This is a genomic window from Streptomyces sp. NPDC059989 (genome assembly GCF_042736975.1).
Classification (GTDB): Bacteria; Actinomycetota; Actinomycetes; order Streptomycetales; family Streptomycetaceae; genus Streptomyces.
This window is the reverse complement of record NZ_JBHWUO010000011.1, coordinates 46,407-59,376: the sequence shown is the minus strand read 5'-3', so window position 1 is coordinate 59,376 and position 12,970 is coordinate 46,407. Positions and strand designations below refer to the sequence as shown.

At 74.5% G+C, this 12,970-nt stretch carries 10 protein-coding genes, 2 tRNA genes and 1 pseudogene; 2 read left to right on the top strand and 11 right to left on the bottom strand.

Features of this window, described 5'->3' with window-relative positions; all coding sequences use genetic code 11:
- Positions 1–104 precede the first annotated feature (104 nt).
- Positions 105–862 (top strand): annotated as a pseudogene (locus ACFWBN_RS12320) (IclR family transcriptional regulator).
- A 67-nt stretch (positions 863–929) separates the two neighbouring features.
- On the opposite strand, the gene ACFWBN_RS12315 reads toward ACFWBN_RS12320, so the two are convergent.
- The 8 genes from ACFWBN_RS12315 to ACFWBN_RS12280 form a co-directional block, all read right to left on the bottom strand.
- Positions 930–1,003 (bottom strand) — tRNA-Lys (locus tag ACFWBN_RS12315).
- 48 nt (positions 1,004–1,051) lie between these two features.
- Complete coding sequence (locus ACFWBN_RS12310; RefSeq protein WP_385174758.1) at positions 1,052–1,708, bottom strand: LuxR C-terminal-related transcriptional regulator; 657 nt, start codon at positions 1,706–1,708, stop codon at positions 1,052–1,054.
- Positions 1,690–2,979 (bottom strand): sensor histidine kinase, encoded by a 1,290-nt coding sequence (locus ACFWBN_RS12305; protein WP_385174754.1) that lies wholly within the window; start codon positions 2,977–2,979, stop codon positions 1,690–1,692. Before ACFWBN_RS12305 ends, ACFWBN_RS12310 begins: the two co-directional genes overlap by 19 nt.
- A 98-nt stretch (positions 2,980–3,077) precedes the next feature.
- Positions 3,078–3,635 carry a hypothetical protein gene (locus tag ACFWBN_RS12300; RefSeq protein ID WP_385174751.1) on the bottom strand — a complete coding sequence of 186 codons (558 nt, stop codon included), beginning with the start codon at positions 3,633–3,635 and terminating at the stop codon, positions 3,078–3,080.
- Between the two features lie 87 nt (positions 3,636–3,722).
- Positions 3,723–5,402 (bottom strand): AMP-binding protein, encoded by a 1,680-nt coding sequence (locus ACFWBN_RS12295; protein ID WP_385174749.1) that lies wholly within the window; start codon positions 5,400–5,402, stop codon positions 3,723–3,725.
- 26 nt (positions 5,403–5,428) lie between these two features.
- Entirely contained in the window at positions 5,429–6,022 is a 594-nt protein-coding gene (locus ACFWBN_RS12290) for a lytic polysaccharide monooxygenase (RefSeq protein ID WP_385175126.1), read from the bottom strand.
- A 175-nt stretch (positions 6,023–6,197) separates the two neighbouring features.
- Complete coding sequence (locus tag ACFWBN_RS12285; protein WP_385174746.1) at positions 6,198–8,936, bottom strand: SPFH domain-containing protein; 2,739 nt, start codon at positions 8,934–8,936, stop codon at positions 6,198–6,200.
- An 11-nt stretch (positions 8,937–8,947) separates the two neighbouring features.
- A complete protein-coding gene (locus tag ACFWBN_RS12280; RefSeq protein WP_385175123.1) occupies positions 8,948–10,291 on the bottom strand; it encodes a peptidoglycan-binding protein in 1,344 nt (447 codons plus the stop codon).
- Positions 10,292–10,506: 215 nt separating this feature from the next.
- Between ACFWBN_RS12280 and ACFWBN_RS12275 the strand changes: the two genes are divergently transcribed.
- Positions 10,507–10,580, top strand: a tRNA-Lys gene (locus tag ACFWBN_RS12275).
- A gap of 87 nt (positions 10,581–10,667) precedes the next feature.
- Here ACFWBN_RS12275 and ACFWBN_RS12270 read toward each other — a convergent pair.
- From ACFWBN_RS12270 to ACFWBN_RS12260, 3 genes are all read right to left on the bottom strand, one after another.
- Positions 10,668–11,324, bottom strand: a complete 657-nt coding sequence (locus tag ACFWBN_RS12270) for a class F sortase (RefSeq protein WP_385174743.1) — start codon at positions 11,322–11,324, stop codon at positions 10,668–10,670.
- Positions 11,317–11,931: a hypothetical protein gene (locus ACFWBN_RS12265; RefSeq protein WP_385174740.1), complete on the bottom strand. Its 615-nt coding sequence runs from the start codon at positions 11,929–11,931 to the stop codon at positions 11,317–11,319. The genes ACFWBN_RS12270 and ACFWBN_RS12265 overlap by 8 nt, the downstream gene beginning before the upstream one ends.
- 82 nt (positions 11,932–12,013) lie before the next feature.
- Complete coding sequence (locus ACFWBN_RS12260) at positions 12,014–12,793, bottom strand: HAD-IIA family hydrolase (protein WP_257556193.1); 780 nt, start codon at positions 12,791–12,793, stop codon at positions 12,014–12,016.
- Positions 12,794–12,970: the final 177 nt, after the last annotated feature.

Sequence of the window (12,970 nt, the reverse complement as noted above, 5' to 3'; positions counted from 1 at the left end):
GAGTGACGTGATTGAGCCATCAATCTCCTCAACAGGCGCTCCACATGGGCCTCTTGATGGCTATCGTGGTAGGGCAAGCGGTAACAACCTGCTAGGGGGAAACCGTGGCGCTGAAGCCCGAGCCGACCGCGCCGTTCCACTCGGTGCAGTACGCACTACGCGTACTCGAAACGATCGCACGGCACACCGGTGGTGTGACCGACGTGCAGATCGCGCGTGAGACCGGCCTGCCCGCAGTCCATCTCGCCCCGATGCTGCTCATGCTGCGCCGGGAGGGATATGTCCTGCAGGTGTCCGACGGCGCCTACGCCATAGGGATTCCCTCGTCCTGCTCGGCTCCGGCGTCGACCGGCAGCAAGCCCTGACGGACAAGCTCCAGGAGACCCTGGACCGGCTGCGCGACTCCGTCGGCGCGGCCGTCTACATCAGCCGGTACGTGGACGGCGAGGTCAGGATCACGCAGTTCGCGGACAGCCCGCGCACCCCCAAGGTGCACGAGTGGGTCGACTTCCGCTCCGCCGCGCACGCCAGCGCGGTCGGCAAGTGTCTGCTGACGCAGCTCGACCTGAACGGACGGCGCGACCACCTGTCCCGCCACAAGATCGCCCGGCTCACGTCGAAAACGATCGTGAACGAGCGGATCCTGTTCTCCAAGCTGGACGCCCAGCCGGCCACCGTGCCGATGCTGGACCTCCAGGAATACGCCGTGGGCACGGTCTGCGCGGCCGTCCCGATCACGGCCGGGGCCTCGGTGGGCTGCCTGGCGCTGTCGATGCCGGTCGAGCACGCGCACCGGCTGCGGGCCGCGGCCGACACCCTGAACCGGAAGGCCGCGCCGCTACTGCTGTCGCTCACGCTCTAGGGGGGCGGGCGGCCCGGAAAACACTTCGGGCGGTTCCCGGTGAACCGGAAACCGCCCGAAGGACAGGTGCGCCGCCAGGGACTCGAACCCCGGACCCGCTGATTAAGAGTCAGCTGCTCTAACCAACTGAGCTAGCGGCGCCTGCTGACAGAGAAAATACTACCTGGTCCTCAGGGGTGCTCAAAACCATTACCCGCGGAGGTACGCGAGGACCGCCAGGACCCGGCGGTGGGTCTCCTCGGCGGGCGGCAGGTCCAGCTTTCCCAGGATGTTCCCGATGTGTTTGCCGACGGCCGCCTCGGAGACCACCAGGTCCCGGGCGATGGCCCCGTTGGACTTCCCCTCCGCGACCAGCCCCAGCACCTCGCGCTCGCGCGGGGTCAGCGCGGAGAGGGGATCGCGCCGCCGGCGCAGCAGCTGGCGTACGACCTCCGGGTCCACCACGGTGCCGCCGCCGGCCACCGTGACCACCGCGTCGAGGAACTGCTCTACCTGCCCGACGCGGTCCTTGAGCAGGTAGCCGACGCCGCTGCCGTCCCCCGAGTCCAGCAGGTCGGAGGCGTACGCGCGTTGCACGTACTGGCTGAGCACCAGCACCGGCAGCGCCGGGCGGGCGGCCCGGAGCTCGACGGCGGCGCGCAGTCCCTCGTCGGTGAAGCCCGGGGGCATCCGCACGTCGGTGACGACGATGTCCGGATCGTGCGCGGCGACGGCGGTGCGGAGCCCGTCCGCGTCGCCGACGGCGGCCGCCACGTGGTGGCCGAAACGCGTCAGCAGGCCGACGAGCCCTTCGCGCAGGAGCACTCCGTCCTCGGCGAGGACGATTCTCAGGGGCTCACCGGGCACGGGATCTCCAGGCTCAGGACGGTCGGCCCGCCGGGCGGGCTGGTGATCGTCAGTGTGCCATCGAGGACCGCGATCCGGTCGGCGAGTCCGGTCAGGCCGGAGCCGGCGGCCGGATCGGCGCCGCCGCGGCCGTCGTCCCGTACGTCGATCAGCAGCGCGGCGCCGGTGTGCCGGGCGGCGACGGCGGCGCGGGAGGCGCCGCTGTGCTTGCCGATGTTGGCGAGGGCCTCGCAGACGCCGAAGTAGGCGGCGGCCTCGACGGACTCGGGCAGGCGGGGCAGGCCGGGGTCGACGGCGTCGGTGTCGACGGGGAGGGCGGACCGGTCGGCGACGTCGGCGAGGGCGCCGGTGAGCCCGTAGTCGGTGAGGACCTGGGGGTGGATGCCGTGGATCAGCTCGCGCAGTTCGGTGAGGACCCGGCCGGCTTCTTCGTGGGCGGTGGCCAGCTGGTCGGCGAGCGGGCCGGGGGGAGCGTCGAGGCGGGCGAGGCCGAGGGTCATGGTGAGGGCGACGAGCCGCTGCTGGGCGCCGTCGTGGAGGTCGCGCTCGATGCGGCGGCGCTCGGCCTCGAAGGCGTCGACGAGGCGGGCCCGGGAGCGGGTGACCTCGTCGAGGCGGCCCCGGAGCTCGCGCTCGCGGGGGACGAGGAAGGCGCGGGCGAGGGCGGCGCGGGCACCGGCGTAGGCGGAGAGGGGGTAGAGGAGGGCGGGGAGGAGCACGGCGCCGGCGGCGGCGCACGCGAAGGCGGCGGGGTAGGCGGTGACCAGCCAGAGCTTGACCACCTTGACCTCGTGGTCGGCGGCGAGGGCGAGCTGCAGCGGGGTGGTGAGGAGGAGCAGCGGCAGGCCGAGGAAGGCGGCGAGGACGGTGAGGTCCACCCACCAGAGGAGGAAGCCGTGCAGGACGGCGTAGCCGAGCTCGCGCCAGGTGGCCTGCTCCCGGTAGCGCAGCCGGGCCCACGCGGCGAGGCCGGGCTCGGCGGGCGTGCGGTGCGGCCCGGGGGCGGGCTCGGTGTCGACGAGCCGCAGCCGGCGGCGCTCGACGGCGCCGGTGGGGATGCCGACGAGGCCGAGCAGGGCGAGGAGGGGCAGGCCGATGAGGGCGGGGCCGAGGGCCGCGCCGAAGCCGGCGAGCAGGACGAGGGCGAGCAGGACCGGGATGCCGGTGAGGGCGCTCCCTGCGAGGTAGCCGGCGGCGCGCCAGGGCCATGCGGAGCGGAGGTGGCCGGGGCGGGCCAGGGCCTGCCAGGTGCTGCGGGGGGCGTCGTCCATGCGGGCACGCTAGCCGTGGGCGGCCCGGTCGGACCATGGCCCCAGGGGGCGTGCGGGGGGTGGGGCCGGCCCTACCCCCCCCGTACGCCGGGCAGGCCCTACGACTTGGTGGCGGCCGGGAGTACGCGGAAGCGGTGCAGGGTGCCGCCGGCGTAGGCGGTCTGCTGGGCGTCCGTGCCCGCGTGCGCCAGCAGGATGCCGGCGGTGACCTTCGCGGAGGCGGTGAACCGCAGGCGCAGCTGGACGGTGGTGACGCTGCCCGCGGGGACCTTCTGGTAGCCGACGGCGCCGCTGAGCGCGCCGCGCAGGTCGTGGGCTGCCCAGCGCTTCCAGGTCGTGCCGTCGCGGTATTCGAGGACGGCGTCCTTCGGGCCCAGCCTGGTGTCCATGGCGAGGATGGCGGAGCGCCTGACCTGGTCGAGGTCCTGGGTTCCGGCGCGATTGTCGAGGACGAGGCGGAAGGTCGACCAGCCGCCACCGGCCTGGAACTCGGCGGGTACGTCCACGAGGGACAGCCGGATCGAGCGCTGCGACGCCTCGGCGGCGGGGGCCGGCTGCGGCCCCGGGGCGGCGGCGGCCGGGGTGGCCAGGAAGGCGGCCGGGACGAGCAGGGCGGCGGCGGCGATCGCGGCCGCGCGGCGGTGTGTGGTGCGCATGTGGGACTCCCCCGTGCAGGCAAAAGCCCGTGGACGCGGCGTCCACGGGCCGAGATGGTCTGGACCATCTTATGAGGGGGGGGTCCGTCAGCGTTCCAGCAGGTCCGCGCGGCCGTGGGCCTCGTACCGCGCGAGGAGGGCGGAGCGGGCCGGGCCGTCCAGTGGCTCGTAGTGCCCGCCCGGGGCGCGCTGCCAGACCGGGTCCGGGCACAGGAAGCCCTCGCGGCGCAGGGCGACCCGGTGGACCTTGTTCGTCGCGGTGACCGGCATCGCGGGGACGACGCGGACGTAGCGCGGGGCCATCTTGGTGCCCAGGTCCGGCTGGGAGGCGAGGAAGGCCTCGAAGGCGGCGGGGGAGAACTCCGCTCCCTCCCGGAGGGCGAGGGCCGCCATCACCTGGTCGCCCGCCACCTCGTCCGGGACCGCGTAGACGGCGACGGCCGCCGCCTCGGACCAGCGGGCCAGGATGTTCTCGATCATCGCGGCGGCGAGGTTCTCGCTGTCCACGCGGAGCCGGTCGTCCGTGCGGCCCGCGAAGTACAGGAAGCCCGCCGTGTCCCGGAAGAACAGGTCTCCCGTCCAGTACCAGCCGTCCCGCGTGCGGTCGGCCTCCGCGTCCGGGTTGCGCCAGTACCCCTCGAACAGGCTGCGGCCGCGGTTGACCAGTTCGCCGATGGCCGAGGAGCCGTTCAGCAGGCGGCCCTGCGGGTCCAGGAGCGCCGGCGGGCACTCCCGGCCCGTCTCCGGGTCGATCACCGCCAGGTCGTCCCCGGCTCCCGCCCGGCCCAGGGCGCCCGGCGGGGTGTCCGGGGTGTGCTGGACCGAGGCGCCGCCCTCGGTGGCGCCGTAGCCCTCCACCAGCCGGGCCCCGAACCGCTCGGTGAAGCGGGCCGCGTCCACCGCCCCGGCCTCGGTGCCGAAGCCGAGGCGCAGGGTGTGCTCGCGGTCGTCGGATCGCGGCGGCGTGGCCAGCAGGTACTGGATCGCCCGCCCGACGTACGTGAAGTACGTCGCCCCGTAGGCCCGTACGTCGTCCAGGAACGCGGAGGCCGAGAAGCGCCGGCGCAGTGCCACCGCGGCTCCGCCGACCAGGGCCGGGAGCCAGTCCGCGATGACGGCGTTGCCGTGGAAGAGCGGCATGCAGACGTAGTGGACGTCGTCCGGGGCGACGGAGAACCGGCCCGCCAGCGCGGAGCCGGCCGCCGCCAGCCGGCCCTGGGTGCAGATGGCGGCCTTGGGGGCGCCGGTGGAGCCGGAGGTGAAGTAGAGGAGCAGCCGGGAGGCCGGGGCGGGGGCGGCCATCACCGCCTCGCCGGGCTTGGCGGCGGCGTACGGCGCGAGCAGGGCCTCGTACTCCTCGGTGCCGGTGACCAGGATGCGTACGCCCGGCAGGTCGAGGCCGCGCAGCAGCGGCAGGTGGGCGCGCTCGGTGATCAGGAGACGGCAGTCGGTGTGCAGGATGTCGCGGGCCAGCTCGGGGCCGCGGCGGGTGGGGTTGATCCCGGCGACGGCGGCCCCCGCGAGGGCCGCCGCGCCGAGCCAGAAGGGGAACTCGGGGGTGTTGTCCAGGAGCACCCCGAGGTGGGGTTCGGCCCCCGGAGGCATGAGGTCGACGAGGAGCGCGGCGCGCGCGGCGGCCTCCTGGGCGGTCCGGTGGTGGCTGAGGACGTGCCGTTCGGCGTCCCCGTACATCAGCCCGGGCCGGTGGTCGCCCCATTGGCGCGCTATGAGCTCCGCGACGGTTTCGGGTGCAGTCGTCGTCCGCATGCCGCCGGAGGGTATCTGACGTTGCGTCAGAATTGAATGTCGGAGCAGGCGTAGAAGGCCATCGGGGTGTCGTTGACGGTCCAGACGGCCAGGATCATGTGCCGGCCGGACTTCCCGCTCGGCATGGCGCCCTGGTGGACGGTGGTCATGGCGGGGCGGGCGCCGTTGTAGGCGACGGTGAGGAAGGGCTGGGGGTCGAGGTCGGCGCGGGTGAGGGCCTTGGTGCCGGTCCAGCCGTTCTTGGTGACGTAGTACTTGAAGTCGGTGGTGGAGTGGTTGGCGGTGAACTGCCACCGGAAGCTGTAGCTCTGGCCGCTGGTGACCTTGGTGGTGGGCCAGGCGCCGCCGCGCGGGTCGTCGAGCTCGGCGAACTGGGACAGGCCGGCGGAACATATCTTGCCGTCGGCCGGACCGGCCGCAGGGAAGCCCTTGAAGCCCTCGACGCTCTGCGGCTCCCACTGGATGGCGCCGCAGTTCGAGACGGTCCGGTTGGCGCAGAGCTTCTGGCGGCTGATGGGGGTGTCGGTGTATCCGTGGCTGCTCGCGGTGGGGGCGCTGAGCACGGACACGCCGGCGATGAGGCCGAGACCGAGCAGGGCGGCGCCGGCTCGTCCGGGCATGCGGAGGCTACGCATGATGCTCCTTGAACGTGGGGGGAGTTCGGGGAGTGCGCGCACTGTTATTCAGGTCTAGACCAAGTCCCAGATTATTGACGGGAGTTGTCCGTGTCCATACCAAAGGGGGAACGGGTGGTCCGGTCGGTTCCGGCCACCCGTTCCCGTGGTTCCTCCCGCGCTACTCGGCGCGTCCCGTGTAGAAGGCGACGGTGAGGTCCTTCACCAGGGCCTTGCGCTCGTAGTCGTCGAGCTCGACGAGCCCGCGCGAGGTCAGCCGGTGGACGGTGTCGTCGACGGCATCCACGACCGAACTCAGCACGGTGTCCCGGTGCTTGGCGTCGATCGCCGCGACCCGGCGGCGGCGCATGGCCTCCGCGACCTCGGCCGCGTACTCGATCCGGGTCGGCTGGGCCGAGAACACCTCGATCCCGACGGCCTCGGTCTCCGCCGCCAGCATCCGGGTCAGCGCGTCGCCGACGGCCTCGGCGTCGCGCAGGGTCGGGGCGTCCTCGTGGAAGGCGTCGGCGGGGAGCTGGGACAGGACGCGGGCCATGGCCGATTCGACCTGTTCGGCCAGGTAGTCCACGTGGTCCGCGACGGCGAGGGTGGCCCGGGCGGTGTCCTTGACCTGCCAGACGACCTGGACCACGACCTGGAGGGCGAGGCCGCCCGAGTCCACGGCGGGCATGGGGTCGCTGCGCCAGTGCCGCAGGCGTACGTCGACCCGGCGGCGCAGGAGCAGGGGGCTGACCCAGGTCAGGCCGGTACGGCGGACCGTGCCGCGGTAGCGGCCGAAGAGGGTGAGCACCCAGGCGTGGCCGGCGCGGGCGCGGCCGAGGCCGCCGAGGGCGAGCAGGGCGACGATGCCGAGGAAGGCGAGCGGGGGCCAGTGGGTGGCGCGCAGGCCGTGGTAGGCGCGGGGGGCCGCGCCGAAGGCGGCGACGATCGTCGCGGGGACGGCGCCGGCCCGCCAGAGCACGGCCGCGCAGCCGGCGAGGGCGAGGCCGCCGATGCCGACCCCGATCCAGCCGGGCAGGACCGGGCCGCGGTGCTCCCGGAGCCGCTCGTCGCCGGGCGGGACCCGGCGGCCGGGGGCCGGGCGCGGGGTGGCCGGCGCGGGCCGGGCGGCGGGCCCGGCGGGTCGGGGCAGGCGCTTCGGCTCACCGCGGAAGGGCAGGTGCACCGGCACCTCGGTGACGGCGGTCCCCCGGTACGGGCCGACGCGCGGGATGTCCTGCGTATCGTCCTCCTCTTCCTGGCCCTGGCCCTGGCCGTGCCCGTGCCGCTGCCCCTGCTCCAGGCCGCGCGCCACCGCCCGGGCGACGATCTCGGCCACGTCGGGGCCGGGTACGCCGGAGTGCGGGGGGTCCGGCTCCGGGTCCGGGTCCGGCTCCGGCGCCGCTTCGACGGCGAGGTCGGGCTCCAGGTCGGTTTCGAGGTCGGGTTCGAGGTCGGTCTCGAGGTCGAACTCCGGGTCCGGCCAGGGCTCGGGGGCGGGCCCCGGCCTGGTGGGCTCGGGGTCCTGTGGGTGCGGGATCGCGGAATCGCCGTCGGCGGTCCGCAGGCGCAGGGTGGCCACCGGGACGGGGGCCGGCGCCTCCTCCTGCGGGTGCGGGATGTCCGCGTACGGCTGCACCGGCTCGGGTTCGGCCTGGAGCCGGGCAGCGGGCAGCCCCACCGGCGACGCCGGGTGAGCGGGCTGGGACTCCGCTCCGGGCTGCGGCTCCGGCCCCGGCCGGACAGCCCGGGCCGGGGCCTCCGCCAGGAGGGCCGTCGGCACGGTGGCCCAACCCATCGAGGTCTCGGCCGCGGCCGCCGGTACCGGCGCGGCGCCCGGCTCGACCGCCTCGCGGGGCGCACCGACGCCCCACGCAGGCAGCGGCTCCGCGGCCGGGGCCGGGCCCTGGGGTGCGCGCGGGGGCGCGAACTCCGCCGCCCGGTCCGGGGCGGAGACCGGATGGGCGCGCGGGGGCGCCGGCTCGGCCGGGTCCGGCTCAGCGGCCGCGTGCACCCGCAGGTGCGCGGGGTGCGCGCCCGCAGCCGGGAACTCCGCCGCGGCCGCGCCGGCGGCGTGGGCCGGCTCCGCTGCCCGGCCGGGGCCCGGAACAGCGGCCGCGGCGGGCTCCGCCCTCCGGTCGAGGGCCGTTGCCGGGGAGGCGTACGGGTGCGCGTACTCCGCCGGGGCGGAGGCGGAGTACGTACCCAGGGTCGCCGCCGCGGCGGGCACAGAGGCGGCGGCCCGGTCCGGGGCCGGGTAGGCGTACGGGGGCACGGACTCCGCCCGGGCGTGAGCCGAGTTCGCCCGAAGCGGCGCGAACTCCACCGGGGCCTCGGTGGCGGCGACGGCCCCCTCCACCGCTCGATCCGGAACCGCGGCCGCGTAGGCGTGACCGGGCGCGGGATCAGCCGGGGCGGGAGCCGAATGCGCCCGAAGGGGCCCGAACTCCGCCGGGGCCTCGGTGGCGGCGCGGGCCGGCTCCGCCGCTCGATCCCCGGTCTGGACGGCCGCCCAGGCCGGGACCGGGAAGGCGTGGCCGGGTGCAGGGTCCGCCGGGGCGGGGGCCGACTGCGCCCGAAGCGGCGCGAACTCCGCCGGGGTCTGGGCGGGGGTGGCCGCTGACCGGGCAGGGTCCGCTGCCCAGGCCGGGGCCACCGGCGCCCGATCCGGGGCCACCGCTCGGTCCGGGGCCGCGGCCGGGTAGGCGGGGCGGGGGGTGGGGCTCGCCGAGGCCGCTGCCTGGTCCGGGGCCCCTGCTCGATCCCGGTCCGCGGCCGGGAAGGTGTGGCCGGGTGTGGGGTTCGTCGGGGTGGGGGACGGGTGCGGGCTCGGGGGGGTGTGTTCCGCCCGGGCGGGGGTGGCGGTCGTGGGTGGTACCCGGAGGGTGCCCGTCGTCGAGGTGGTGCGCGTGGGGTACATCGTTTCCTCCGTCATGCGAAGAGCCGTCGCCAGGTTTCCGGGCCCGGGTAGCCGTCGGCCGCGGCCCCGCGCCAGCCCTGCGCGCGCTGGAAGGCCTCGACGTTGCGGCGGTCGGCCTCGCCCCAGCGGGAGCCCGGGCCGGATGTGTAGTGCTTGCCGAAGCCCTTCTTCACCAGCTGGCGGCCCAGGGCGGCGATGGCCTCGTGCGACCGGCCCGGGCGGAACACCGGGGACCCCGGGTAGGCCCGTACCCCGCCCGGACCCGGCGCGCCGACCACCGTCGGCGGGATGTCCCTGCCCTGCCGCTCCACCAGCAGCCGCCAGGTGTGCGTGCCCGGGATGCCGTCGGCGTCCGCGCCCGTCCAGCCCTGCGCGGCCTGGAAGGCCTGGGTGGCCAGCCGGTCGTGGTCGCTCCACGTCCGGTCGGCGACCCCCTTCGGGTAGAACCGGTACGCGCCGCGCTCGATCAGCATCCGGCCCAGCTGGGCGACGGAGTCGTTGGTCTGCCCCGGGGCGAACTTCTCGGCGCCCGGGAAGACCGTCGACTCCCCCGGCTTCGGCCCCGGCGCCGGCTCCTCGGGCAGGATGCCGCCCGTGACCCCGTTGAACCGGTACGGGACGTACTTGGTCGCGTTGGCCCAGTAGCCGTAGGGCGTGGCCAGCTTCCGCGTCGTGGGCCGCGTCTGCTCGTAGGCGATGTAGTGCGTCTGCGTCTCGTCGACCCAGCCGCCGAAGAGGACCACGTGCGAGCCGTTGTTGGGGTCCGCCGGGTTGTGGAAGAGCAGCATGTCCCCCGGCAGCAGCTCCGCCTTGGTGATCTTGGTGGCGAACTTGTCCAGGCTGCCGGTCCACTCGTTCGTGCCGAGGTTCCACGCCATGGAGACGTAGCCCGAACAGTCCTGCCGGTAGCCGTCCTCCCAGTACTCGGACATGCTGTACGGGACCTTCGCGTCCAGCCACAGCTTCGCCCGGTTGATGATCGCCGTCCGGTCGATCCGCTTCACGGCGGCGGGCGCTCCCGGCTTGCCGACCGGGCCCTTCTTCGGGCCGTGCAGCGGGCCCCGGCCGCCCTGCGGGGATCCCGGGTCGTCCTGGGCCACCGGGCCGGGGGCCGGGCCGGGAGCCGGGGTGGGGGCCGGGGTGGTGACCGCCACCGCGGCTCCGCCGCCACCGCCCAGGACCACTCCGGCGGCGGTGGCCAGCACCAGCGCCCGGCGGGCCCCGCGCGCGGCGGGGTGTCCCCCGTCGCGAAGCGGTATGGCCCGCGCGCGGGCGAGGGAGCGGCGGCGCTGGGCGCAACCCCGGCACACGCAGTCGCCCGCGGGCTCGTACTCCTCGAAAACGGGCATCGGCATCTGCACGTGCGTCGGCGGCTGCATCGTCATGCGGTTCCGTCCACTCCCCTGCTCGTCCACTGGTCGGCCACGACCGCATCTGGCGGGGCGTCAGATGTGGCACGGCCAGACATATCGTGCACGATAAACCCCTCAAACATGGGTTAATCGGACAAGGCGGGCGTGGCTGGTCACGAGCACCCGCGGAGGTGGGGTAGAGTTTTCCCTGTCAGCAAGCGCCGCTAGCTCAGTTGGTTAGAGCAGCTGACTCTTAATCAGCGGGTCCGGGGTTCGAGTCCCTGGCGGCGCACAGACGGAGGAAGCCCCTCGCAGCGAAAGCTGCGGGGGGCTTCTTCGTTTGCTCCGGGATTCCTGCGGACTTCCTCCGAACGGCGGGCTACACCGCCGTCCCCGGGCGGACTCCCGCGCCCGTCAGGTAGGCGGAGACCACCACGTTCGCCGTGTACTCCTTGGCCGCCTTGTCGTAGGAGCCCCCGCAGGTCACCAGCCGCAGCTCGGCCCGGCCCGCGACCCGCTGCCCGTACGCCTTGTGCGGGTCGAAGCCCGCGCGCTCGTAGACCCGTACGTCCTCGATGGTGAACTCGGCGACCGAGCCGTCCGCGCGCACCACCCGCACCTTGTCGCCCGGCTGCGCCGAGCTCAGCCCGTAGAACACCGCCGGCTTGGACCTGGTGTCCACGTGCCCGACCATCAGCGCGGCCCCGGCGGCCCCCGGCAGGGTGCCCTTGCCCCACCAGCCCACGGTGCCCGGGCTGTCGTACGGGGGCGGCTCGATCGCACCGTCGGCGTCCAGGCTCCGGGAGATCACCGGGGCCTGGATGCCTATGGAGGGCACGTCGACCCGCTGGGGCAGGGCTCCGGCGAGGGGGGCGTGCGCGGCCGGCAGGCCCGGGCCCACCGCGCCGCCGGCCTGGCCGGTGAGCGGGGCCGGGACCCCGGTGATCTGGCGGCCCCAGAGCCACAGGCCGAGCACCAGCACCGACCAGGCCGCGAAGGTCAGCAGCCGGCCTCCGGAGGCCTTGCCCTCAGTCACCGTTGCGGCGGCGGCGCAGGGTCAGCGCCCGGCCCGCGACGGCCAGGGTGGCGGCGGCGGCCAGCACGGCGCCGATCACGGTGTGCGGCAGCCCCGGGCCGTCACCCCCGTGGTCCTTCTTCGCCGCGGCGGCCAGCCGGGAGGTCTCCTGGATCTCGGCGGACATGCCGCCGCCGCCCGCGTGGACCGGCCAGACCGGCGAGGCGTGGTGGCTCGGCTGGTGCCGGCCGATCTCGATGGAGCCGCTGATCTTGTCGTGACCGTCGCACGTCACCCGGATGGAGTGCCGGCCGGGCTCGGCGTGCGCGCGGATCAGCGCGTCGCCGTACAGCGGGCTGCGGCCGCCGTCGCGGCCGTACAGGTCGACGTCCGCCACGAAGACGGAGGACTTGGCCGCGCCCCTCGTGCCGTCACAGCCCTGGACGCGAAGCTTGACCTGCGCCCCCGGGTGGGCCGGGTCCGGATCGACCGAGATGCTGCCGCGATCGCCGCCGCTCCCCCAGCGGTCCTCCTCGCCCGCGAGGGCGGTGGGCGCTGCCACGGCGGTCAGGGCCGTCAGGGCGACGGCCACCCCGGTGACACGGAGCGCGATCAGAACACTGCGCATGGTGAACCTCCTCAACAAGGAGATTCACGCGCGCCACGCCGCTCCGCATCCGGAGCGGCGCCGTACGTGTCAGCCGAACGACTTAAACGAGGTCCACCAGGTCGGCGATCGAGTCAACCGTCCTGGTCGGCCGGTACGGGAACTTCTCGGTGTCGGCGACCGAGGTCAGACCGGTGAGGACGAGGAAGGTCTGCATGCCCGCCTCCAGGCCCGCGAGGACGTCGGTGTCCATCCGGTCGCCGATCATCGCGCTGGTCTCGGAGTGCGCGCCGATCGCGTTCAGGCCGGTCCGCATCATCAGCGGGTTGGGCTTGCCGGCGAAGTACGGCTTCTTGCCGGTCGCCTTGGTGATCAGCGCGGCGACGGCGCCGGTGGCCGGGAGCGGGCCCTCGGTGGAGGGGCCGGTCTCGTCGGGGTTGGTGCAGATGAAGCGGGCGCCCGCGTTGATCAGGCGGACCGCCTTGGTCATGGCCTCGAAGCTGTAGGTGCGGGTCTCGCCGAGGACCACGTAGTCGGGCTCGTGGTCGGTCAGGATGTAGCCGATGTCGTGCAGGGCGGTGGTCAGGCCCGCCTCGCCGATGACGTACGCGGTGCCGCCCGGGCGCTGGTCGTCGAGGAACTTGGCGGTGGCGAGCGCGGAGGTCCAGATGTTCTCGACCGGGACGTCGAGGCCCATGCGGCTGAGGCGGGCCTGGAGGTCGCGGGGGGTGTAGATCGAGTTGTTGGTCAGCACCAGGAACGGCTTGCCGGATTCGCGCAGCCGCTTGATGAAGGCATCGGCGCCGGGGATCGGGGTGCCCTCGTGGATGAGGACCCCGTCCATGTCGGTGAGCCAGGATTCGATCGGCTTGCGCTCTGCCACGGACTTCTCTCCACTCTGGGGGGCCTCTGACCTGTGGTCTGTGGTCTGTACCACCACCCTAGCGGGAGCGGGGCGGGGGGGGGGCGGGGGGGGCCGCCCCGGGCCCCCCGCCCCCCCGCGGCGGGTGGGGCGGCGCCACGCACACGCTGTTAAAAAAAAAAAAAAACACCCCCACAC